Source organism: Rathayibacter caricis DSM 15933 (assembly GCF_003044275.1).
Taxonomy (GTDB): Bacteria; Actinomycetota; Actinomycetes; order Actinomycetales; family Microbacteriaceae; genus Rathayibacter; species Rathayibacter caricis.
The window spans coordinates 450367-470781 of the sequence record NZ_PZPL01000001.1; the positions used below are offsets into that span (position 1 = coordinate 450367).

Here is a 20415-nt window from a genome sequence, read left to right on the forward strand (position 1 = left end):
AAGCGGATTCCCGCGCGCAATGCCTGCAGATCGTACGGGGGCGCCAGGGTCAGGGGGCCGGGAGGAGGCGGGCGGCGGCCTCGGTGGCGAGGACCGCGCCGAGCTGGGCCGAGAGGGTGGCGGGCAGGGTCGGCGGGGCGTCCCAGCGCGGGCCGGCGAGCAGGACGCCGTTCCTCTCCCCGGACCGCCAGAGCGCGTCGACACTGCCGAGGACGAAGGAGCGGAGGCGCTCGGCGGTCGCGGGGGCGACCCCCTCCATCAGCGCGAGATCGACGAGATGGCGGTAGGCGATGCCGCCGAAGAGGGCGCCGTCGCCCGCGCCCTGGTCGACGAGGACGCCGTCGGGAGCGAGGCGGTCGAGCAGGTCCTCGGCGGTGCGGGACGCGTGAGCGACGAGGCGCGCATCCGGCTGCAGTCGGTGCAGGGCGAGCGCCGAGCCGATGTAGACGCCGTGGTTGTAGCTGAAGGCCCAGTCGTCGCGCACCGAGCCGCCCTCGCGGCCGATGCCGTCGGCGACGAAGCCCGACTCGTCGTCGCGCAGCCGCACGTGCATCCAGTCGAACGCCGCGCGCGCGAGCACCTCGCGCCCGTCGGGACGCAGCAGCTCGAGCCGCGCGCCGAGGATCGCGAACGGCCCGTTCGCCGGGGCGTTCTTGTAATCGAGCTGACTCCGGCGCCAGGCGAGGCTCGCTCCGTGGCGGAGGTTCCAGCCCTTCCGGGCGGAGAAGCGCCAGAGCCGGTCCGCGCGGTCGAGCCAGCGCGGCTCGCCGGACGCCGCTCCGAGGCGTGCGAGAGCGCCTCCGAGCCACATCATGTCGTCGAAGTATCCGTTGACCAGGCGCCCGCCGTTCCGGAGCCGGATCGCCCGGTACACGCGGCGCGCCCGCTCGAGATGGGCGGCGTCGCCGGTGCGCTCGAACGCGTCGACCGCCGCGTCGATCGCGTGCGCGAGCCACCAGTAGTGGAACGGAGCGTCGGCGGCGACCGAGGTCGGATAGCTCGCGTGGTACCCGATCAGGGGCGCCCGGAACAGCCGGTCGAGGCTGCGCTGCGCGACGTCGGCCCGCGCGGCGACCGGAGTCGGATCAGGCGTAGACGTGGGGCGCGAGGATCGCGACATCGCGGAGGTTGCGGTAGCGCTCGGCGTAGTCGAGGCCGTATCCGATGACGAAGTCGTTCGGGATGTCGAACCCGACGTACGCGACGTCGACCTCGACCTTGGCGGCGCGGGGCTTCCGGAACAGCGCGCAGATCTCGACCGACTCGGCGCCTCGGCTCCGCAGGTTGCCCTGCAGCCACGAGAGGGTGAGACCGGAGTCGATGATGTCCTCGACGATCAGCACCTTGCGATCGGTGATGTCGGTGTCGAGGTCCTTCAGGATCCGCACGACACCCGAGGACTTGGTGCTGCTGCCGTAGGAGGAGACGGCCATCCAGTCCATGACGATGTCGATCTTGAGCTCGCGAGCGAGGTCGGCCATGACCATCACGGCACCGCGCAGGACGCCCACGATGAGCAGGTTCTCCCCGGCGTAGTCGCGCTCGATCGCGCGGGCCAGGTCGCGGATCCGCGCGTGGATCTCGGCCTCGGTGTAGAGGACCTCGGTGATGTCGTCGGCGATGTCGGCTGCTTCCACCCGATCACTCTACGGGGGCGTCGCGCGCGCTCGGCGAGCCGATCCCAGCTCTGCTGGTCGAGTAGCTGCGCAAGCGGCGTCTCGAGCGGTGAAGCCGTGTTGCATCTCGGTGGTGCGGGAAAAGGGGTCCCGGCCGCGAGCCTGCTGGTCGAGTAGCCCCGCAGGGGCGTATCGAGACCCACCTCCTTCAGCGGATCGGGCCGCTGATCCGGCCTTCTGGACATGTCGGATCTCGATACGCCCGCTGCGCGGGCTACTCGATCAGCACGCAGCGCGCGGACACGACTACTCGATCAGCAAGCAGCGGCGGGTCGAGTAGCCAAGCAGCGGCGTCTCGAGACCCGCGTCCTGCAGAGCGAGCAGCGGGAGGTCAGCGCGGGCGGGCCGGGGCGAAGACGAGGTCGGGGCCGGAGCGGGTCGCGAGGACGCCGGGGAGATCGACGCCCTTCTGGCCGTGCCAGTCGGTGACGAGCGCGGCGACGGCGAGCGTCTGCGCACGCGAGAGCGAGACTCCGAACTCGTTCGACACGACCAGGCGGATGATGCGCTGCCGCAGCGCGGGCGGATCCGCCGCGAGCCCGCGGGCGTCGACCGTCACGTGGCCGTCGTCGTTCTGGCCGACGAGCTCGAGCGCCCAGTCGAGCGCCATCGCGTCGAGCGCGTCGCCGTCCTCGCGCAGCTGCTCGGCCGTGCGGGCGAGCGCCTCGGCCACGCCGGGGCCGAGCTCGTCCTCGAGAACGGGCAGCACCGAGCGGCGTACGCGCACCCGGGAGTAGCGGACGTCGTCGTTGTGCGGGTCGTCCCACGGCTCGAGGCCGGCGTCGGCGCACGCGGCCCGCGTCGTCGCGCGGCGGAGGCCGAGCAGCGGCCGTCGCAGCGGTCCGCTCACCGGCGCCATGCCGTGCAGGCTCGCGGCGCCGGCTCCGCGGGCGAGGCCCAGGAGGACCGTCTCGGCCTGGTCGTCGAGCGTGTGCCCGAGGAGGACCGCCGCCGCCCCGGTCGCCTCGAGCGCATCGGCGAGGGCGCCGTACCGCGCGGTGCGGGCCGCCGCCTCCGGGCCGTCCTCCCCCTCCTGCACGGAGACGACCTCGACGAGGACGGGCGCGAGACCGAGTGCGTGCGCCTGCTCGGCGGCGCGACGAGCGACTCCGTCCGACCCCTCCTGCAGGCCGTGGTCGACGATCACGACGCCTGCGCGCAGCTCGGCGCGCGGCGCCTCGAAGGCGACGGCCGCGGCGAGGGCGAGGGAGTCGGCCCCTCCGCTCAGCGCGACGAGGACCAGGGAGCCGCGCTCGAGGCCGTCGAGGCCGGCGCGGACGGCTCGGCGCAGGTCGGCGACGGCGGGGGTCAGACGGGGGCGATCGGGCACATCAAGTAACGTTAGGCCAGCGATCCGGCCTGCGAGCGCTGGCGTGTGCACGCGCTCGGGAGGCGGATCCGATCCGCCGATGCGCCGCCCGCGGCGCCACCGACTCAAGGAGCGAACATGGCCGCATACGACGTCGTCGTAGAGATCCCCAAGGGCAGCCGCAACAAGTACGAGGTCGACCACGAGACCGGTCGCGTGTACCTCGACCGGGTGCTCTTCACCTCCTTCGTCTACCCGACGGACTACGGCTACTTCGAGAACACGCTGGGCCTGGACGGCGATCCCGTCGACGCGCTCGTGCTGCTCGAGTACCCGGTCTTCCCGGGCGTGGGGGTCTCGGTGCGCCCCGTCGGCGTGCTCAACATGAGCGACGAGGCCGGCTCCGACGCCAAGGTGATCGTGGTCCCCGCGAAGGACCCGCGCTGGCAGCACATCCAGGACATCGGCGACGTGCCGGAGCAGACCAAGAACGAGATCAAGCACTTCTTCGAGCGCTACAAGGACCTCGAGCCCGGCAAGTGGGTCAAGGTCGAGGCGTGGGGCGACGCGGCCGAGGCCGAGCAGATCGTCCAGGACGGCATCAAGAAGCTGGCCGAAGAGGGTCACTGACCCCTCGGGTCGCCTCTCGAACGACGAGAACCCGCTCCCGCCGGAGTCCAGCACTGCTGGATCGCCGGTGGGGGCGGGTTCTCGTCGTTCGCGGGGAGCGCTAGGCGCTCGGACGGCCGACCATGCCGGTCGGCACTCCCCAGATGGAATGGATGCGCACCGGCGCGTTCGGGTTCGGCGCCTCGATGATCTGGCCGTTCCCGAGGTAGATGGCGACGTGGTAGTAGTCGCCCGCCGAGCCCCAGAAGATCAGGTCGCCGCGCCGGCGGTCGCCGTAGGGCACCAGCTTCCCGTCGCCCGCCATGGTGTTGTACTGGTTGGTCGCGGAGTGCGTGCCGATGTAGACGCCGGCGGTCGCGTACGACTGCTTGGTCAGGCCCGAGCAGTCCCAGACGTCCGGGCCCATGCCGCCGAGCACGTAGCGCTCGCCGAGCTGCGCGGAGGCGTACGAGATGGCGGTCTCGACGGCGTTCGTCTGCGGCGGTCCGACGGGAGCGGGGGCCGGAGCCGGAGCGGGCGCCGGAGCCGGAGCGGGCTGGACGGGCGCCGGAGCCTGGACGGGCGGCGGCGCGGGCTGGACGGGAGCCTGGACGGGAGGCGGCGCGGGCTGAGAAGGCGCAGGCGCCTGCACGGGCGGCGCAGGCTGGGCGGGCGGCTGCACGGGCTGCTGCACGGGCGCCTGAACCGGAGGCTGCTGCGGGGGTGCCGCCGGACGGGACGGCGTCGCGCCCACCGGAGCAGTCACGACGGGAGCGGGACGCGAGTCCTCCTCCATTGCCGCGGCCTCGGCATCGGCCTGCGCGCGCGCCGCGGCGGCGGCTGCGGCGGCCTCGGCGCGCTTCTGCTGCTCACCGGCGAGGAACGCGGTCTCGACCTCGACGGTGGAGTCCTTGAGCAGGGCGAGCTGCGCGATCAGCTCAGAGGACTTCGCCTCCTGCACGGCCAGAGCCGACCGGGCGGACTCGGCGGCGGAATCGGCCGTCGCGCGGGCGCTGTCCGCCTCGTCTGAGAGCTTCCGGTGCTCGTCGACCGCCACGTCGGCCTGCTCGGCGAGCGACTCGGCGAGCTGCTTGTCGGCGAGCGCGTCGGCGTAGACCTTCTGCGACTGCTCCGACAGCTGCGACATGGCACCGAGCTGGTAGAGCAGGTCCCCGGCGTCCTCGCCGCGCGCGACGAGGCTCATCGAGAGGTCCCCGCCCGCGGCGCGGGAGAGGTGGGCGGCGAGCAGGCCCGCGCGCATCCTCGAGGTCTGCGCCTTCGTGGACGCCTCGACGGCGCGGTCTTCGAGATCGGTGACGGTCTGCGCGGCGGCGGCCAGCGCATCCGTCGCCTGGCGCCAGGTCTCGGCCTTGCGCATCGCCTCGACGGAGGCCTCGTCGACCGCGGTCTGGAGCCCCGCGACGAGCCCGGTGATCGAGTCGATCTCGGCCTGCTTCGCGGCCTCGTCGAGCTTGGCGTTCTGCACGTCGTCCCACGAGGGGTACTTCGGGTCGTCGGCCGTCGCGGGCGTGAGCCCGAAGGACGCCGTGATCGCCGTCACGGCGAAGGCGGCCGACACCGCGATCGGGAGGCGACCCTTCCAGGCCCGCTCCCGCGGTGCCGGGGTGAAGCTCCGAGCGGTGGTGCGGGGGTCAACCAAGTGTCACTCCTCGTGCGGCCATGAAGGGCTGGGCGTTGACGGCGGTGCCGTTGACGCGGGTCTCGTAGTGCAGGTGGCAGCCGGTCGATGCGCCGGTGGAGCCGACGGACGCGATCTGCTGACCCGCCTCGACCCGCTCGCCGACGCGCACGTAGATGCCGCCCGCGATGATGTGGGCGTAGCCGGTGCTGATGCCCTCGCCGTGGTTGATCTCGATCCAGTTGCCGTACGTGCCGAAGACGCCGGCGTAGGTGACCGTGCCGCTGTGCGCGGCGAAGATCGGAGTGCCGCAGGAGGCTGCGAGGTCGGTGCCGCGGTGGTACGAGCTGGTCGAGCCGCCACCGGTCGAGAGGCTGCTTCGCGGGCCGAAGGTGCCGGTGATCCGTCCGTTGACGGGCTCCACCCAGCCGGAGTCGCTGACCGCGGTCGATCCGCCGCCCGCGGAGGGCGCCGGTGCGGTGTACGACGAGCCGCCCGAGCTCGGGCGCGATGCAGCTGCTGCGGCAGCGGCCGCGCGGGCCGCTGCGGCGGCGATCCGCTGAGCCTCGGCGGCGGCCTGACGCGCGGCGGCCTCCTCGGCGAGCTTGCGCTGACGCTCGGCCTCCCGCGCGGCGACTCCCGCCTGGTACTCGGCGACGGTGCGGGACTCGGTGTCGCGGAGTGCGGCGAGCTGCTGCTCGAGCACGATGCCCTGCTGCTGCTGCTCGGCGAGGACCGACTCCGACGCCTGCTGGGCCGCCGTGGCCTCGGCCAGTGCGGCCTCGGCCGACTGCCGGAGGCGCTCGCGCTCGGTGCGGGCGACCTCGGCCTGGTCGGCCAGCGAGGACGCGGTGTTGCGGGCCGTGCTCGCCTGCTCGTAGATCGCGTTCGAGCGCTCGACGAGCTTGGTCATGTTGCCGATGCGGCCGAGCAGGTCCTCGGACCCGCCGCTCTCGCCCTCGAGGAAGATGTTGACCGACAGGTCCGTGCCCGTGGTGCGGTAGAGCTGCGCGGCGAGGAGGCCGGCCTGCTGCGAGGCGGCGTCGGCCTCGTCGGCGCTCTCGGTCGCGCGGGCGTCGAGCCCGGCGGCCTTGTCAGCGGCCTCGTCGAACTTCTCCTGCGCCGCGAAGTACTCGGCACCCCGCTCCTCGGCGAGCTGCTGAGCGGCCGCGACCTCGTCCTGGAGGTCGGCGATCAGCGAGGTGATGCTGTCGACCTGGGCGGCCGCGGCGGCGGTGTCGCCCTTGGCGGCCTCCACATCGGCCCACGTCGGGTACTCGACGGCCTGAGCCGGAGTGGCGACCAGAAGCCCGGCGACCAGCGCGAGGGTCGCCGACGCGAGAGCCGTCGCGCGCAGTCGCCCGAGCCGTGGCGCGGCCGACGACGGTGCGGGGCTGCGGCGGCGCGGGAGAGAGAGCATGGGACCTCGGGGTTGCAGGGGGAGCCGGAGTCCGGACAGGCGGAGGTGACCGCCACCGGGGGAAGGGCAATTCCGACCAACCCTAACCAAGCCCCTACCGGTATGCCTAGGGACCGGGCAACCCCGGACGGGGTTCGTGGCGTGTGCGGAACGTTCGGATTTTGCATCCGGGGCGATCATCCGTATGCTTGCGTGTCGGTAGTCATGGTGGGGTCGGCCGCAGCGTCAGCCCTGCAGCTTCCGGCCCCATCGTTTAGTGGCCTAGGACGCCGCCCTTTCACGGCGGTAGCACGGGTTCGAATCCCGTTGGGGTCACGAAGACGACACCGAGAAGATCCGGTCGGCAACGACCGGGGTGAAAATCGAATAGCCTCGAAGGCAGTATGCTTGTCTTCGCAACGAGGCCCTGTAGCGCAGCTGGTTAGCGTGCCGCCCTGTCACGGCGGAGGTCGCGGGTTCAAGTCCCGTCAGGGTCGCAAAGGGGCCCTTCCGAGAGGAAGGGCCTTTTTCAGCGGCGTACTCGTCGCAACGGCTCTGTAGCTCAGTTGGTAGAGCGCACGACTGAAAATCGTGAGGTCACGGGATCGACGCCCGTCGGAGCCACGGAAACCCTCGCCTAGCTTCTACATGGCGGGGGTTTCTCTCGTTTCCGGGACGCGGACTCGTGCCGTTCCCGAGGCCGTGCCACTGGCTGGGATGTCTCGAGCGTGGAGCTGGCACTCCGGCACGTCGTAGCGATCGGTCGGCGTCACGCGAGCGGACAGTTCCGGCACGCCGTGATCACGACCGCGCTGAACGAGGGCTCGAGCACCGAGAGCTCACTTGATGGGAACCCCACTCGATGAGGCGCCCGGCGCTGCACCGCCGCGAAGTTCGGCCGATTCCCCAGTGGCGAGCAGCTCCGCCGTGGGTTGCATGTAGCGGAGGATCGGCGAACCCCCTCTCGCCGACTTCGTCGCTCCATTTCGACTGCGATCAGCTGTCGGCAACTTCATCGATGAGCCAAACACGCTTGAGCGGGATCTTCGCCTTGATGTCGTCAGGGAGGAACTCGTAGTGCTTCAGCAGGCGCCTGAGCACCTCTTCCGTGTCCCAGACCGCGACTTTGAGCTGCTGGGCCGTCACCTTCTCTCGCGCGTCTTTCGTCAGCTCGCTGAGTGTGACGAGCAGGCCGTGGTCTGCGTTGTGCTGACTGACGACTCCGCCGAGTTGATCCAGAACCTGCGACCCGATGGGCCCGGCCTGCGCCTTCACTTGAACGATGATCGTCGGCGCGGAGATGCCGAGCACGCCCGAGCCTGCGATGATGTCGATCCCTCCGTCCCTTCCCTTCGGTGGGACTTTGCACGTCATGCCTTCCGCTTCGAGCAGTGCAGCGACCAGCCCCTGGAATCCGTACCCGTCGAATTGTTCCCGGATGCGACTACGAATGCGATCGCGAGAGAACTGCTCGATGTCCTGCCCGTCGGTCGCGATCGCCTCGTCCGTGTCAACCACGTCATCACTTGCCTTCGGCAGCGTCAGCGGCACTCCGGGACGAGCACCCGGATCTCGCTCCGCACCGGCGAGAACCTTGCCGAGACGGTACGCGGCGTCGTTCCTGCTGATCTGCACAACTGTGCTGAAGGCGCCGAGGGAGTAGAGCAGGTCCTGATTGATCACGGCCCGTGCGACGTCGGGGCGCGTCCATTCGACCGAGCGGACATGGTTGAGGGTGTCCGTGCCAGGAACGTATTCGTATCGGCCGGTCACCGTGCCGAAGGCGAGACGACTCTGCTGCTTTAGCGGAAGCACGACGAGATCACCGACAGCCATTCTGTTGGCGAATGCGTTCAGCTGCGCGGCGTAGTTGCCCACTGCTTTGTCAGACTTGCCGGGCATCACCGGGGCAAGAAGCGCGCGCATCGCGGACAGGTCCGTCGCCGGGCTCAGGTCTCCGACCTCGGCGAAGTCAACGGCGGTGCATCCGTGATCGAGCATCCACTGGTCGTAGAACCAGTTCTTCGAGCCACGAACCAGCCAGGCTCTCGGCTCGGTCGTCTCGCCCATGACATCCATCCTTCCGTTCGTGGAGTAGTCGACGCTGCTAGCTGAGCAACGGTGGCAGTGTCGCCATCACCGCGGCGGCGCGATCCCTCTCGTCGAACGGGCCCGGCAAACGGAAGACCATAGCCCCCCACTCCGTCCGGCCAGCTTGCAGGCCGGGTCTGCCCTCGTCGCCGAGTAGCGCCCCTACAGGATGGCGGAAGACGCAGATGACGAGCGGGACGTCGAGAGCTGCGAGCTTGTCGTTCAAGGTGCGGCGGCCGTACTCGATCTCGATCGCGCCGACCCCGCCCTCACTCCTCGTGGGACGCTTCACGACGTCCGTGAAGCCGATCCCTGCAGCGAGCGCGACTTCCTCAAAGTGCCGAGCCGGTGGGCGCGACATCACCCCCGCATCGACCAGACGACCGAGCTGACGCTGCCCCGTCTTTCCTTGGTAATAGTGTCCTGCATCGACACTCGCTGGCGCCGGGTTCAGCCCGACGACCACTGCGCGGAGAGACTCGGGCCAGACATCCGCCAGGGTGAGCACCTCTTCGCCCAGCCACTCCTGGACCGACTGGTAGCCGAGAAGAGGAGCCCTCATGAGGCGCGAATGTCGCGGACTCTCGCGGCCGGGAGTTGCATGAAGCACGTCGAGCACTCATCGGTCACCCTCTCACACTAGTGAGCCCGACCACCATGAAGGCCGATCGCCATCGAAGGGATGCTGGAAGTCCCGGCCGGGAACGGCATGCCCGCGACGAGGTCGACGAACGATTCACCACCGGTCTCGACACGTTCCGCGCGCAGTGAGACCGTCCCGGTGTTGGAGATGGACGTGAGAACGTCGGGCATCCGGCTGAGCGCCCCCTCAGAAGCATGCGGTGACGCACGGGTCGTGCAGCGACATCCGCGGTCAACCGCATCTCAACCGGGGTGACTGCGCCATCTAGGTCACGGGATCGACGCCCGTCGGAGCCACGGAAACCCTCGCCTAGCTTCTACATGGCGGGGGTTTCTCTCGTTTCCGGGGACGTTCGCGGGGCTCGCCCGCCGCGCCGTTCGCCCAGGGTCGCTGCGTAGCCTGGTGAGGCCATGAATCCCGCCGCCTTCCCGCCGCCCGATCCCTCGACCGTCGCTCCTGAGGAGCCCGCGGTCGTCTCCACCGGCGGATGGCCGGCCCCGCACCAGGCCTTCGAGCCGCAGCCGTCGGTCGATACGCCGTACTCGTCGCTCCTCTACCTCCCCGATCCGCGGGTGCGCTGGGGGCTGCCGACGGCGGTGCTGACCATCGCCGGGATCGTGCTGCCGCTCGCGGTGCTGATCGTGCTGTTCGGGCTCGGCGTGCTCCCCTACTCCCCCGCGCTGGCCTTCGCCGGCGCGTTCGGCAGCTACCTCATCGGGCTCGTCGTGCCGGTGCTCGCCTCGCGGCTGCGCGGGCTGAAGTCGCTCGCCCGCGACTACGGGCTGACGTTCCGCTGGATCGACGTGCCGATCGGCATTGGGCTCGGGATCGCCGTGCGGATCGTGATCGTCCTCGTGCTGATCGGGTTCTCGCCGTTCCTCCAGGAGGCGCAGGGCAACCTCGCGCTCGAGCCCGACCCGGTGTGGTTCGTGCTGAGCTCGGTGGTCATCCCCGTCGTCGTCGCGCCGATCGTCGAGGAGATCCTGTGCCGCGGCGTCGTGATGCGGGCGGTGCGCAACCGGATGCTGCGGACGAAGGCCGAGGCCGCTCCTCCGACGCGGGGGCGGCGCGTCTGGGCGGCGGTCTTCAGCATCGTCGCGTCGACGCTCGTCTTCGCGCTGCTGCACGGGCACCAGATGGTGAACCCGGCGACCATCGTCACGCTCGGAGTGACGACCGTCGTCGCCGGCCTCGCCCACGGCTGGATCGCGACGGCGACCGGGCGGCTGGGCGCGGCGATCATCTCGCACGCGACGCTGAACGGCAGCGCGGTGCTGCTGCTGGTGCTGGTGACGGCGCTGGGCTGAGCGAAGCGTCGGGCCCCGACTCCTGGCGGTGGGGGATCTCGATACGCCGCTGCGCGGCTACTCGATCAGCAGGCAGGCAGGCAGGCAGGCGCGGACCGAGACCCGTGACCTCCTGGAGATGGGGGATCTCGATACGCCGCTGTGCGGCTGCTCGATCAGCAGGCGGCGGCGCACCCTGCTGGTCGAGTAGCGCCGCAGGCGCGTATCGAGACCCACGGTGTCCGGAGGTGCGCGATCTCGCTGGACCTCAGACGTCGAGGGCGCGCAGGGGCGGGCGCTCGATCGGGAGCTCGCCGCGGACCTGCTTGTGCAGGCGCTCCATGTCGGCGTCGAGGGCGGCGGCGGTGCGGGCGGCGTCGGCCAGGCCGTCGAGCAGCTCGGAGGGCACCTGGCGGTCGTACTTGTAGTAGATCTTGTGCTCGAGGCTGGCCCAGAAGTCCATCGCGATGGTGCGGAACTGGACCTCGACGCAGACGTCGACGGAGCCTCCCGAGAGGAACACCGGCACCTCGACGATCGCGTGCAGGCTCTTGTAGCCGTTCTCCTTCGGCGACGCGATGTAGTCCTTCACCTCGAGGACGGTCACGTCGGACTGCGAGGTGAGCAGGTCGAAGACGCGGTAGACGTCCGAGACGAAGCTGCAGGTGATCCGCACGCCCGCGATGTCGGTGATCGCTCCCGAGATGCCCTCGAACGTGGTGTCGCAGCCCTTGCGCTCGATCTTCTCGATGAGGCTGTCGGCCGACTTCAACCGGCTCGAGACGTGCTCGATAGGGTTGTACTCCTGCAGCTCGCGGAACTCCTCCTGCAGGATCGACACCTTGGTGACGATCTCGTCCATGCCGAACTTGTACTGGAGCATGAACCGCGCGAAGTCGTCGCGCAGCGCCCGGATCTCGGCGACGGTGCCCGCGTCGAGCGCCTGCGCCCCGGCGTCCGAGAGCGGAGGGACGGGCGAGGGGTCGGGCGAGCGCGGATCCACAGTCGGACACCCTACGCGGACCCGCCCGCCGGGCCGGTGTGAGGTCGGCATGGATCCCCTCACGGCCGCGGCCGCGATACTGAATGCCGTGAGCACCGCCGACTCCGCCGCCGCGCCTGCTGCCGCCTATCCCCCGCCCGATCCGGACACCCTGGTGCCCGGGCGGCCGCCGCGGCGCCGACTCTCGCGCACGGGACGCCGGGTGGTCGCGGGCGGTGCGGCCCTCCTCCTGCTGGCCGGCGGGGGCACGACCGCGGTCCTCGTCCGCGACGCGCTGTCGGAGCAGAGGTACGAGGAGGCGGCGGAGCGGTTCGAGCGGACCGCCGCCGAGCACGACCGTGCGGCGGCCTCGTGGCAGGCGCTCGAGGACTCGGTGGAGGGCGAGACGGCCGACATCCGGCCGGCGCTCGACGAGGCGGGCGACGCGGCCGTCGATCCCGCCGCCCGGGACGCGTACCGAGCGGCGATCGACGCCGTCGTGGACGCGGCGGACGACGTGCCGGTCGCCGAGCCGGTGACGGACGATGCCCCGGAGGCTCCGGAGGGCGCGGACGAGCGCTTCGCCGCGGCCGACGCTCTCGACTCCGACTCCGACGCGCTCGCCTCCGAGGCCGCCGACCAGGACGAGCAGCGGGAGCGCATCCGCCCCCTGCTCGCCGCCGTGACGGACGCCGCGACCGCGTTCACGGAGAGCACCGCGGCGACGGCCGACGCGCTGGTGGCGAGCAGCACCGCGGCGTCGCGCCAGTCCCGCTGGCTCGTCGAGCGGGCGCTCTACGGCTACGGCTCCGAGCGGGCGGCGGTGCGCCTCTCGGAGCCCACCGCTCTGCGGGCCTACCTCGCGCAGGCCGAGGTGATGCGGGTGTCGCAGGAGGAGGGGCTCGCCGAGCGCGCCGCCCCGGACTGGCCGCGGAAGCAGCAGGTGCTCGACTTCGCCGCCTCGATCTCGGGCGGCGTCCCGATCGACATCGAGTGGCGCGAGAGCATCGAGATCGCCGGCACGGCCTACGGCGACCGCGACTCCGGTGCGGGGCTCGCGACGTGGAGTCTGCAGGAGGGAGCGCCGTCGCAGATCCAGCTCACCGAGAGCATCCAGCGCTACTGGGACGCGAGCTGGACGGTGGGCCTGGTCGCGCACGAGGTCGGCCACTCCATCACGTCGAAGGAGAGCTGCTACGACCTGTACCGCGCGGCGCCGTTCGACGGCGACGACGAGAAGTGGGCGACGGCGTGGGCGCTCTCGCTGGGGTACACCGACGGGTCGGGCGTCGAGCCGTACGGCTACCCGGGCGAGGACGCGATCGCGGTCGCCGCGGGATGCCGCTGACGCGTCCTAGCCTGGAGCGATGAGCTCCGAGCCGCGTCCGCTGCGCTACTGCGCGTTCGTCATGAACACCGCCTCCCACATCCAGCACGGACTGTGGCGGCATCCGGAGGCGCGGCAGCACGAGTTCGACGACGTGCAGCTGTGGATCGACCTCGCCCGGACGCTGGAGCGTGGCCGGTTCGACGCGATGTTCTTCGCCGACGTCGCGGGACTCTACGGCCCCGCGGACGGCGACTGGGAGGTCAACGCCCGCGAGGGGCTGCAGCTGCCGAGCAACGATCCGTCGGTGCTGCTCTCGGCCCTCGCGGTGAGCACCGAGCACCTCGGCTTCGCCTTCACCAGCTCGGTGCTGCAGTCGCATCCGTTCGACTTCGCGCGGAAGGTCTCGACCCTCGACCACCTCTCGAAGGGGCGGATCGGCTGGAACATCGTCACGAGCGCGCTCGACGGCGCCGCGCGCAACTTCGGCTACGACCGGCTCGAGGAGCACGACGAGCGCTACGCGTGGGCACAGGAGTACCTCGACGTCGTCTACAAGCTGTGGGAGGGGTCGTGGGACGACGGCGCGCTGCTCCGCGACAAGGCGGGCGCGTTCGCCGACGCGTCCCGCATCCACCGCATCGACCACGTCGGGAAGCGCTACCGCGTGCAGGGCCCGCACCTGTCGGCTCCGTCGCCGCAGCGCACGCCCGTGCTGTTCCAGGCCGGCTCCTCCCCTGCCGGTCGGCGCTTCGCCGCGCGCAACGCGGAGGCGCAGTTCGTCTTCTCGGGGTCGCCCGAGAAGACCCGCGAGCTGATCGCCGACACCCGCCGTCTCGCCGCGGAGGCGGGGCGCGAGGCCGACGTGCCGGCTTTCTACCTCGGTCTGTCGTTCATCACGGGCGACACGGAGGAGGAGGCCCGCCGGGCCGAGCGCGAGATCGACGAGTACCTGTCGTCGGACGCGTTCCTCCTGCACTCGAACCTCGGCTTCGATCCGAAGACGGGTGAGAAGCTCGACCCGGACCTGCCCCTGTCGGCGATCGAGACCTACGCCGGCCAGAGCCACCTGCAGTGGATCCGCGACGCCTCGCCCGACCGCGAGCCGACGGTGCGCGATCTCGCGCGGCTGTCGGCGAAGCTCCGCGGCCGCGTGGTCGGCACTCCGGAGCAGATCGCCGACCACCTGGGCGAGTGGCGCGACTCCGGCATCGATGGGATCAACGTCGTGAACTGGATCCTGCCGGGGAGCTACGAGGAGTTCGTCGACCGGGTGATGCCGGTGCTGCAGGAGCGCGGCCTCGCGCAGACGGAGTACGCGGAGGGCACGCTGCGGCGGAAGCTGTTCGGCACCGACGAGCTGCCGTCGACGCATCCGGCGCGGGCCTACCGGGGCGCGTTCGCCTGAGGCCGGTCCGGCCGCACTCCGTCGGGAGGGGGAGGGATCCGGACGCCGGCCCGCCTACCGTGGAGCGATGACCACTCTGCCGAGCACCGTCTTCTTCTCGCTGTACATCGTCGTCGTGGTGGTGGGCGCGGTGCTCGCCGTGGTCCTCGTGGTGCTGCTGTGCCGCCTCGCGATCGCCGCCCGCGAGATGCTGCAGACCACGACGCGGCTCCGCGAGCTGCAGATCGTGCGGCTGCTCGAGGAGGAGGACGACGGGGTTCCGCCGCAGAACCTGAGCTGAGAGGAAGGGATATCGCCTGACAGGCGACAGACCCCCATCTCAGCAGACGTTCTGCGCAGCGGTCGGCCTCCCCTTCCCGTGCGCGGCGGGCGAGACGAGGATGTGCGCATGATCGACATCGAGAACTGGATCGCCGGCTACGAGACGGCGTGGGCGAGCGACGACCCCGCAGACATCGCCGCGCTCTTCACCGAGGACGCCGAATACTTGACGGCCCCGCACCGCGACGCGATCACTCCGCGCGACGCCATCGTGGAGTGGTGGCGAGCGGAGTCGGAGCCGGCCGAGCCGACCTTCGCGTGGGGTCTCGTCGCGCTGACGGACGAGACGGCGGTGGTGCAGGGGCGGACCGTGTACCCGGGAGCGGAGACGTACCTGAACCTGTGGATCATCCGCTTCGCTCCGGACGGGCGGGCGTGCTCGTTCACGGAGTGGTTCATGGAGGAGCCGGCGGACTCGGTCTCCTGAGGGGCGCGGCTGCTGGTCTCGAGACGCCGCTGCGCGGCTACTCGACCAGCACAGGCGGGGTCAGAGCTGAGCGCCCGGGACGGCGAAGGTGTCGCAGTCGACGGCGTCACCCTCGAAGCCGGCCTCGAACCAGCGCTGGCGCTGCTCGGCCGAGCCGTGGGTCCAGCCCTCGGGGTCGACCGTGCCGGTCGCCTGCTCCTGGATCCGGTCGTCGCCGACGGCCGCCGCCGCGCCCAGGGCGTCCTGGTACTCCTGAGCGGTGACCGGCTTGAGGTAGGGCGTGCCCGTCTCGTCGGGGACCGTCGAGGCGTCGCCGACCCACGCGCCGGCGAAGCAGTCGGCCTGCAGCTCGAGGCGCACCGAGTCGGAGTCGGGGCCGGTGCCGGAGCGGTCGGCCGACTCCATCGCGCCGGTCAGGTTCTGGATGTGGTGGCCCCACTCGTGGGCGAGGATGTACATCTGCGCGAGCGATCCGCCCGAGGTGTCGAACCGGGTCCGCAGCTCGTCGAAGAACTCGGTGTCGAGGTAGATGGTCTGGTCCGGCGGGCAGTAGAACGGTCCGACGGCCGCCGTCGCGCCGCCGCATCCGGTGCTCGTCTCGGTGTCGAAGACGATGACGCCGCCCGGAGTCGTGTAGGTCGCGCCGATCGTGCCGGTCGCGGTGCCCCAGTAGCGGTCGAGCGACTCGGCCGCGCCCTCGAGGCGGCAGTCGACCTCGGCGTTGGCGTCGGCGCCGCTGTCGCAGGCGACCGCGGTGCTGGTGATCTGCTCGGGCGACGTGCCGCCTCCGCCGACCAGACCGCCGAGCCCCGAGAGATCCACGCCGAGCAGCTGCGACAGCAGCGCGAGCACGACGACCACGCCTGCGCCGCCGCCGACGGCGATGCCCGTGGTGCGTCCGCGCCGGCGGACCTTGCCGCCGCTGAGCTGGGAGTCGTCGTTGAAGGTCATGCGGTCACGGTAGTGCTCCGGCGCCGCCCGCCGCCGGGGCTTGCGGAGGGGCGGATCAGCCCCAGCGCGACTCGCTCGTGGCGCGGATGATCTCGAGCAGCGCGTCGCGCAGAGGCCCGTGCTCGAGGCTGCCCGGGAACATGTCGACCTCGAGCCGGTGCGCGCGCTGCCACGCCTCGGTGCCCTTCGCGGTCAGCGAGACGAGCTGGCGGCGGCGGTCGGCGGGGTCGCTCCTGCGCTCCACGTGCCCCTCGCGCTCGAGCCGCTCGATGGTGCGCGACATGGTCTGCACCTCGACGTGGGCCGACGCGGCGAGCGCCTTCTGCGCCACGGGACCCCCCTGCAGCAGGTGGAGGACGATGAGGCCCGCGTGGGTCAGGCCGATCTCGGCGAGCGCGCCGTGCCAGGCGTGCTCGACCATGCGGGACGCCGTCGACAGCAGCCGGCCCGTGGGCCAGCTGTCCATCTCCGAGGCGGCGTCCGGGCGCATCCGCTCAGGATAGACCCGGCTGCCGGCCCCCTCTGCTCACTCCGCGAAACGGTCGGTCGCCTCGATGAGCGCGTCCAGGATGCCCGGCTCGTCGAACGCGTGGCCGGCGTCGGCGATGAGGTGGAAGTCGGCCTCGGGCCACGCGCGGTGCAGGTCCCAGGCGGTGAACGCAGGGGTGCACATGTCGTAGCGGCCCTGCACGATGACCGCGGGGATGCGGCGCAGTACCTGGGCGTCGCGGATCAGCTGCCCCTCCTCGAACCAGCCCTGGTGCACGAAGAAGTGGTTCTCGATCCGCGCGAAGGCGAGCGCGAAGGCGGGGTCGGACCAGGCCTCGATCATCTCGGGCTTCTGCAGGAGCGAGATGGTCGACGCCTCCCAGGTGGTCCAGGCGACGCCGGCCGGACCGTGCACGGCAGGGTCCTCGTCGTGCAGGAGGCGGTAGTACGCCTCGATGAAACTGCCGCGCTCGGAGGCGGGGACGACCGCGGTGTAGGACTCCCAGAGGTCGGGGTAGACGGCCGCCGCGCCGCCCTCGTAGAACCACTCGAGCTCGGCGCGGCGCAGGGTGAAGATTCCGCGGAGGACGATCTCGCTGACTCGATCCGGGTGCGTCTCGGCGTACGCGAGGGCGAGGGTCGAGCCCCAGGAGCCGCCGAGGACGAGCCAGGTCTCGATGCCGAGGTGCTCGCGCAGGCGCTCGATGTCGCCGACGAGGTACCAGGTGGTGTTCGTCGAGAGGTCCGCACCGGGCTCGCTGGCGTGCGGGGTCGAGCGTCCGCACATCCGCTGGTCGAAGAGGACGATGCGGTACTTCGCGGGATCGAAGAGGCGGCGGTGGGCGGGCGAGGTGCCGGCGCCGGGGCCGCCGTGCAGGAACACGACGGGCTTGCCGTCGGGGTTGCCCGAGACCTCCCAGTAGACGGAGTGGCCGTCGCCGACGTCGAGCATGCCCGATTCGAAGGGCTCGATCTCGGGGTAGAGGGTGCGCATGCTCGGCACTCTACGGAGTCGCAGTGGCGCGTTCGGCGATCTCGGCGGCGCGGTGCGGGATCGACCGGGCGCGGCGGTGCCTCCGCTCGATCGCCTGACCGGCGTAGGCGGCGGCCACGATCAGGGCGGCCCCGAGGGCGCCGAGAGGCCCGATCGCCTCGCCCGCGAGCACGGTGCCGACCAGCAGCGCCCAGACCGGCTCGGTCCCCATCAGGATGCTCGCCCGCGACGCGGAGGTGCGCCGCACCGCCCAGAGCTGCACGACGAAGGCGAAGACCGAGCAGAGCAGACCCAGGAAGAGCACGTTCCCCCAGGCCGCCGCATCGAGAGCGGCCGCCGCGGCCGGGAGGGAGGGGCCGGCGATCAGCGAGAACGCGCCGGCGCAGACGAGCATCTGCACGAGCACCACGCCGAGCGTGCCGTCGGAGCGATCCCGCGTCAGGTGCCCGCTCGCCGTGACGTGGACGGCGCGGACCACCGCGGCCGCGATCACCAGCGCATCGCCCGGGGCGGGCGCGCGGAGGCCGCCGTCCGAGACGAGCAGCGCGACTCCGACCACGGCCGCAACCGCGGCGACGAAGAACGAGCGCGGGAGCCAGGAGCGGGACGCGAGGCCCTCGAGCACCGGGGTCATCACCAGCGCGAGGCTGATCAGCAGGCCCGCGTTGGTGGCGGAGGTGAGGTGCACGCCCCAGGTCTCGAGGCCGATCACCGCGGCCTGCGAGCAGCCCAGCAGCGCGGCGATCGCGAGTCCCCGGCCGCGAGGGAGCCGCTCGCGGCGCGCGACGCAGAGCAGACCGGTCGCCGCCGCGGCGACGAGGAAGCGGAGGGCGACGGCCGCGGGCACACCGGTCTCGGCGGCCAGGTCCTTCGCCGCGAGGAAGCTCGCTCCCCAGACCGCGGCGACGCCGAGCAGGAGCAGATCGGCGGCGGTGTCGGCGGAGCGGCGTGAAGGCATGGGGCTACTGTCGAGGCCTGGACGATGAAGAACAACGGGCATCGTCTTGATCGACGATGAAGGGAACGCTCATGGATCCGGCGCGACTCCGTCTCCTCCGCGAGCTCGGCGACCGCGGGAGCGTCGCCGCCGTCGCCGCGGCGCTGCACGTCAGCGCCTCGGCCGTGTCGCAGCAGCTCGGCGCCCTGCAGGCCGGGATCCCGGTGCCGCTGACCGTGCGCAGCGGCCGCCGGCTCGTGCTCACCGAGGCGGGCGAGGCGCTCGCCGTCGCGGGAGCGCGGGTGGAGGAGGCGCTGGCCGACGCCCGCGCGGCGGTCGGCTCGTTCCTCGAGCAGGACGACCGGCCCGTGCGGGTCTCGGCGTTCCACAGCGCCGGGCTCACGCTCTTCGGTCCGCTCCTGCGCGCCCTGGGCGAGGGCCAGCAGGTCGCGCTCGCCGACGCCGACGTCGCCCAGGACCGCTTCGCCGGGCTGACCGCCGATCACGACCTCGTGATCGCGCACCGCCTCGCCCACGATCCGGAGTGGCCGACCGCGCGCCTCGTCGTCACTCCGCTGCTCGTCGAACCGCTCGACATCGCCCTGCACGCCGCGCACCCGCTCGCCGGGCAGTCGAGCATCCGGCCCGAGCAGCTCCGCGACGAGCGCTGGATCTCAACGCATGAGGGCTTCCCCCTGGCAGGTGTGCTCGACCACCTCGGCGCGCTGGCGGGGCGGGCCCCGCGCATCGAGCACCGGATCAACGAGTTCTTCGTCGCCGCCGAGGTGGTCCGCACCGGCGCCGCGATCGCGGTCATGCCCCGGGTCACGGCGGCGGCTCTCGCCGTCGACGGCATGGTGCTGCGGCCGGTGGACGGAGTGGCGCTCGTCCGTCACGTGGACGTGCTCGCCCGGCCCGACGCGCTCGCGCACGCCCCGGTGCGGCGTGTGCTCGCGGCGCTGCAGGAGGTGGCTCGCGGTCGGCTGACGTCCCTCAGACCGAGCGGATCCGACGCGAGAGAGGCATGACGTTCAGGTGGGCGGCCGAGCCGCATCGCTCTGCGGGGAGGCGCGGATGGCGGATCGCATCGCCTCGGCCGTCCTGAATCCGGTCTGGCGGGCGACGCGCTGCGCCTCGGTCCGGTCGGGTCTCGCACCGAGGCGGCGGAGAGCCTCACGGGCGCGGATCTCGCGGATCACCGATCGGGGCGAGGAGTCGATGCTGCGGAAGGCGCGTTGGAGTGAGCGCTCCGACACGGAGACGATCCGAGCCAGCTCCTCGACCGAGAAGTCGGGATCATGTGCCCGATCCTCGACCGCGCGAACCGCACGACGCACGAGATCGACGCTCGTCGCCGACGCGCCCGACCAGGGATCGCCCGCCCGGAGTACGGCGACCGTCAGATCCTCGAGGGCGCGACGTGCGGCCGGCCACGCCTCATCGGCCGGTGTCGCCGATCCGGCGAGGAGCGCGTGGCACGCCGCGGCGAGGGTTTCTCTGTAAGCCGTACCGGGAACGAGCGCCGCCGAGCGCGGGCCGGACCTCGCGTCGAGCGGGGACCGCTCCGAGAGAGCCACTTCGATCCTCGCCAGACTCTCGGGAACGGCGAAGGACTCGGCGCTCGACAGCAGAACGGCGTCCCCGCTCTGGACGCGACGGCCGTCCGCCATCACGGCGGCACCGTCCAGCACGAGCAGGAGCAGTGGAGTGGGCCGGGTCTGCATCGCCAGCGTCGTCGCTGTGTTCCAGACCCGCGCGACCGAGAACCCGTCGTCGTGCAACGCGTCCGCGTAGAGGCGCAGAGCAGGATCCGGTGGAACGGTCGCTCCGCGACGACCGAGCCACCCCGCGGCGGACGCGCCCGACAGGGAGAGCCTGCGCTGCGCGGGAGGGAGGTCGGTCGGCATGAGGTCCCGTCGTCATGGGT

The 20415-nt window shown here is 71.6% G+C and carries 21 protein-coding genes and 3 tRNA genes; 11 read left to right on the plus strand and 13 right to left on the minus strand.

All coding sequences use genetic code 11. From position 1 onward, the window contains the following. Positions 1–49: 49 nt before the first annotated feature. The 3 genes from C1I63_RS02125 to tilS all read right to left on the minus strand — a co-directional run bounded on the left by C1I63_RS02125 (position 50) and on the right by tilS (position 3006). Complete coding sequence (locus tag C1I63_RS02125; RefSeq protein ID WP_107573589.1) at positions 50–1120, minus strand: glycoside hydrolase family 76 protein; 1071 nt, start codon at positions 1118–1120, stop codon at positions 50–52. After that, positions 1086–1637, minus strand: a complete 552-nt coding sequence (hpt, locus tag C1I63_RS02130; protein ID WP_056868276.1) for a hypoxanthine phosphoribosyltransferase — start codon at positions 1635–1637, stop codon at positions 1086–1088. Before hpt ends, C1I63_RS02125 begins: the two co-directional genes overlap by 35 nt. A 370-nt stretch (positions 1638–2007) precedes the next feature. Beyond that, the gene (gene tilS / locus C1I63_RS02135; protein ID WP_107573590.1) at positions 2008–3006 is read right to left on the minus strand and encodes a tRNA lysidine(34) synthetase TilS; all 999 of its coding nucleotides are present in this window, start codon (positions 3004–3006) and stop codon (positions 2008–2010) included. Positions 3007–3123: 117 nt separating this feature from the next. Between tilS and ppa the strand changes: the two genes are divergently transcribed. Continuing rightward, on the plus strand, positions 3124–3615 hold the full coding sequence (ppa, locus tag C1I63_RS02140) for an inorganic diphosphatase (RefSeq protein WP_055789813.1): 492 nt from the start codon (positions 3124–3126) through the stop codon (positions 3613–3615). Positions 3616–3715: 100 nt separating this feature from the next. Here the strand turns inward: ppa and C1I63_RS02145 are convergent, their stop codons facing one another. After that, the gene (locus C1I63_RS02145) at positions 3716–5254 is read right to left on the minus strand and encodes a C40 family peptidase (RefSeq protein ID WP_146168343.1); all 1539 of its coding nucleotides are present in this window, start codon (positions 5252–5254) and stop codon (positions 3716–3718) included. Then, the gene (locus C1I63_RS02150; protein ID WP_107573592.1) at positions 5247–6653 is read right to left on the minus strand and encodes a peptidoglycan DD-metalloendopeptidase family protein; all 1407 of its coding nucleotides are present in this window, start codon (positions 6651–6653) and stop codon (positions 5247–5249) included. Before C1I63_RS02150 ends, C1I63_RS02145 begins: the two co-directional genes overlap by 8 nt. A gap of 242 nt (positions 6654–6895) precedes the next feature. Between C1I63_RS02150 and C1I63_RS02155 the strand changes: the two genes are divergently transcribed. The 3 genes from C1I63_RS02155 (at position 6896) to C1I63_RS02165 (ending at position 7256) form a co-directional block, all read left to right on the plus strand. Next, a tRNA-Glu gene (locus C1I63_RS02155) sits at positions 6896–6968 on the plus strand. A gap of 87 nt (positions 6969–7055) precedes the next feature. Beyond that, positions 7056–7129 (plus strand) — tRNA-Asp (locus tag C1I63_RS02160). A 54-nt stretch (positions 7130–7183) separates the two neighbouring features. Next, positions 7184–7256 (plus strand) — tRNA-Phe (locus C1I63_RS02165). 372 nt (positions 7257–7628) lie between these two features. Here the strand turns inward: C1I63_RS02165 and C1I63_RS02170 are convergent. Together C1I63_RS02170 and C1I63_RS02175 are read right to left on the minus strand one after the other, a co-directional pair. Further along, positions 7629–8702: a restriction endonuclease gene (locus C1I63_RS02170; protein ID WP_170116292.1), complete on the minus strand. Its 1074-nt coding sequence runs from the start codon at positions 8700–8702 to the stop codon at positions 7629–7631. A gap of 37 nt (positions 8703–8739) precedes the next feature. Beyond that, positions 8740–9285: a uracil-DNA glycosylase family protein gene (locus C1I63_RS02175; protein WP_107573594.1), complete on the minus strand. Its 546-nt coding sequence runs from the start codon at positions 9283–9285 to the stop codon at positions 8740–8742. A gap of 491 nt (positions 9286–9776) precedes the next feature. On the opposite strand from C1I63_RS02175, the gene C1I63_RS02180 reads away from it, so the two are divergent. After that, positions 9777–10673 carry a CPBP family intramembrane glutamic endopeptidase gene (locus C1I63_RS02180; protein WP_107573595.1) on the plus strand — a complete coding sequence of 299 codons (897 nt, stop codon included), beginning with the start codon at positions 9777–9779 and terminating at the stop codon, positions 10671–10673. Positions 10674–10701: 28 nt separating this feature from the next. Beyond that, positions 10702–10863, plus strand: a complete 162-nt coding sequence (locus tag C1I63_RS19620) for a hypothetical protein (RefSeq protein ID WP_170116293.1) — start codon at positions 10702–10704, stop codon at positions 10861–10863. Between the two features lie 57 nt (positions 10864–10920). Here the strand turns inward: C1I63_RS19620 and C1I63_RS02185 are convergent, their stop codons facing one another. Beyond that, positions 10921–11535 (minus strand): GTP pyrophosphokinase, encoded by a 615-nt coding sequence (locus C1I63_RS02185; protein ID WP_244907173.1) that lies wholly within the window; start codon positions 11533–11535, stop codon positions 10921–10923. 208 nt (positions 11536–11743) lie between these two features. Here C1I63_RS02185 and C1I63_RS19355 point away from each other — a divergent pair, with 208 nt between their 5' ends. The 4 genes from C1I63_RS19355 to C1I63_RS02205 all read left to right on the plus strand — a co-directional run bounded on the left by C1I63_RS19355 (position 11744) and on the right by C1I63_RS02205 (position 15117). Then, positions 11744–12982 (plus strand): hypothetical protein, encoded by a 1239-nt coding sequence (locus C1I63_RS19355; protein ID WP_146168344.1) that lies wholly within the window; start codon positions 11744–11746, stop codon positions 12980–12982. Between the two features lie 19 nt (positions 12983–13001). Beyond that, positions 13002–14369: an LLM class flavin-dependent oxidoreductase gene (locus C1I63_RS02195; RefSeq protein ID WP_107573597.1), complete on the plus strand. Its 1368-nt coding sequence runs from the start codon at positions 13002–13004 to the stop codon at positions 14367–14369. Positions 14370–14436: 67 nt separating this feature from the next. Further along, a complete protein-coding gene (locus tag C1I63_RS02200; RefSeq protein ID WP_107573598.1) occupies positions 14437–14649 on the plus strand; it encodes a hypothetical protein in 213 nt (70 codons plus the stop codon). Between the two features lie 108 nt (positions 14650–14757). Further along, entirely contained in the window at positions 14758–15117 is a 360-nt protein-coding gene (locus C1I63_RS02205) for a nuclear transport factor 2 family protein (protein ID WP_107573599.1), read from the plus strand. 60 nt (positions 15118–15177) lie between these two features. Here C1I63_RS02205 and ypfJ read toward each other — a convergent pair whose 3' ends face one another. Genes ypfJ through C1I63_RS02225 form a run of 4 tightly spaced genes read right to left on the minus strand, consistent with a single transcriptional unit; the run spans position 15178 to position 18509 of the window. Then, positions 15178–16068 (minus strand): KPN_02809 family neutral zinc metallopeptidase, encoded by an 891-nt coding sequence (gene ypfJ, locus C1I63_RS02210; protein ID WP_055789787.1) that lies wholly within the window; start codon positions 16066–16068, stop codon positions 15178–15180. 55 nt (positions 16069–16123) lie between these two features. Further along, the gene (locus C1I63_RS02215) at positions 16124–16558 is read right to left on the minus strand and encodes a MarR family winged helix-turn-helix transcriptional regulator (protein ID WP_107573600.1); all 435 of its coding nucleotides are present in this window, start codon (positions 16556–16558) and stop codon (positions 16124–16126) included. Between the two features lie 36 nt (positions 16559–16594). Continuing rightward, entirely contained in the window at positions 16595–17551 is a 957-nt protein-coding gene (gene pip / locus C1I63_RS02220; RefSeq protein WP_107575697.1) for a prolyl aminopeptidase, read from the minus strand. A 10-nt stretch (positions 17552–17561) separates the two neighbouring features. Further along, a complete protein-coding gene (locus C1I63_RS02225; RefSeq protein WP_107573601.1) occupies positions 17562–18509 on the minus strand; it encodes a DMT family transporter in 948 nt (315 codons plus the stop codon). A gap of 71 nt (positions 18510–18580) precedes the next feature. Here C1I63_RS02225 and C1I63_RS02230 point away from each other — a divergent pair, with 71 nt between their 5' ends. Beyond that, on the plus strand, positions 18581–19516 hold the full coding sequence (locus C1I63_RS02230) for a LysR family transcriptional regulator (RefSeq protein ID WP_107573602.1): 936 nt from the start codon (positions 18581–18583) through the stop codon (positions 19514–19516). Between the two features lie 3 nt (positions 19517–19519). Here the strand turns inward: C1I63_RS02230 and C1I63_RS02235 are convergent, their stop codons facing one another. Further along, positions 19520–20395, minus strand: coding sequence for a helix-turn-helix domain-containing protein (locus C1I63_RS02235; RefSeq protein ID WP_107573603.1), 876 nt, complete (start codon positions 20393–20395; stop codon positions 19520–19522). Positions 20396–20415 lie beyond the last annotated feature (20 nt).

Excerpts from the sequence above, each read along its gene's own strand:
- C1I63_RS02125 (WP_107573589.1), bottom strand. The coding sequence starts at position 1,120 with ATGTCGCGATCCTCGCGCCCCACGTCTACGCCTGATCCGACTCCGGTC.
- ppa (WP_055789813.1), top strand. The coding sequence starts at position 3,124 with ATGGCCGCATACGACGTCGTCGTAGAGATCCCCAAGGGCAGCCGCAAC.
- C1I63_RS02150 (WP_107573592.1), bottom strand. The coding sequence starts at position 6,653 with ATGCTCTCTCTCCCGCGCCGCCGCAGCCCCGCACCGTCGTCGGCCGCG.
- C1I63_RS02170 (WP_170116292.1), bottom strand. The coding sequence starts at position 8,702 with ATGGGCGAGACGACCGAGCCGAGAGCCTGGCTGGTTCGTGGCTCGAAG.
- C1I63_RS02175 (WP_107573594.1), bottom strand. The coding sequence starts at position 9,285 with ATGAGGGCTCCTCTTCTCGGCTACCAGTCGGTCCAGGAGTGGCTGGGC.
- C1I63_RS02180 (WP_107573595.1), top strand. The coding sequence starts at position 9,777 with ATGAATCCCGCCGCCTTCCCGCCGCCCGATCCCTCGACCGTCGCTCCT.
- C1I63_RS02185 (WP_244907173.1), bottom strand. The coding sequence starts at position 11,535 with ATGCTCCAGTACAAGTTCGGCATGGACGAGATCGTCACCAAGGTGTCG.
- C1I63_RS02195 (WP_107573597.1), top strand. The coding sequence starts at position 13,002 with ATGAGCTCCGAGCCGCGTCCGCTGCGCTACTGCGCGTTCGTCATGAAC.
- C1I63_RS02200 (WP_107573598.1), top strand. The coding sequence starts at position 14,437 with ATGACCACTCTGCCGAGCACCGTCTTCTTCTCGCTGTACATCGTCGTC.
- C1I63_RS02205 (WP_107573599.1), top strand. The coding sequence starts at position 14,758 with ATGATCGACATCGAGAACTGGATCGCCGGCTACGAGACGGCGTGGGCG.
- ypfJ (WP_055789787.1), bottom strand. The coding sequence starts at position 16,068 with ATGACCTTCAACGACGACTCCCAGCTCAGCGGCGGCAAGGTCCGCCGG.
- C1I63_RS02215 (WP_107573600.1), bottom strand. The coding sequence starts at position 16,558 with ATGCGCCCGGACGCCGCCTCGGAGATGGACAGCTGGCCCACGGGCCGG.
- pip (WP_107575697.1), bottom strand. The coding sequence starts at position 17,551 with ATGCGCACCCTCTACCCCGAGATCGAGCCCTTCGAATCGGGCATGCTC.
- C1I63_RS02225 (WP_107573601.1), bottom strand. The coding sequence starts at position 18,509 with ATGCCTTCACGCCGCTCCGCCGACACCGCCGCCGATCTGCTCCTGCTC.
- C1I63_RS02230 (WP_107573602.1), top strand. The coding sequence starts at position 18,581 with ATGGATCCGGCGCGACTCCGTCTCCTCCGCGAGCTCGGCGACCGCGGG.
- C1I63_RS02235 (WP_107573603.1), bottom strand. The coding sequence starts at position 20,395 with ATGCCGACCGACCTCCCTCCCGCGCAGCGCAGGCTCTCCCTGTCGGGC.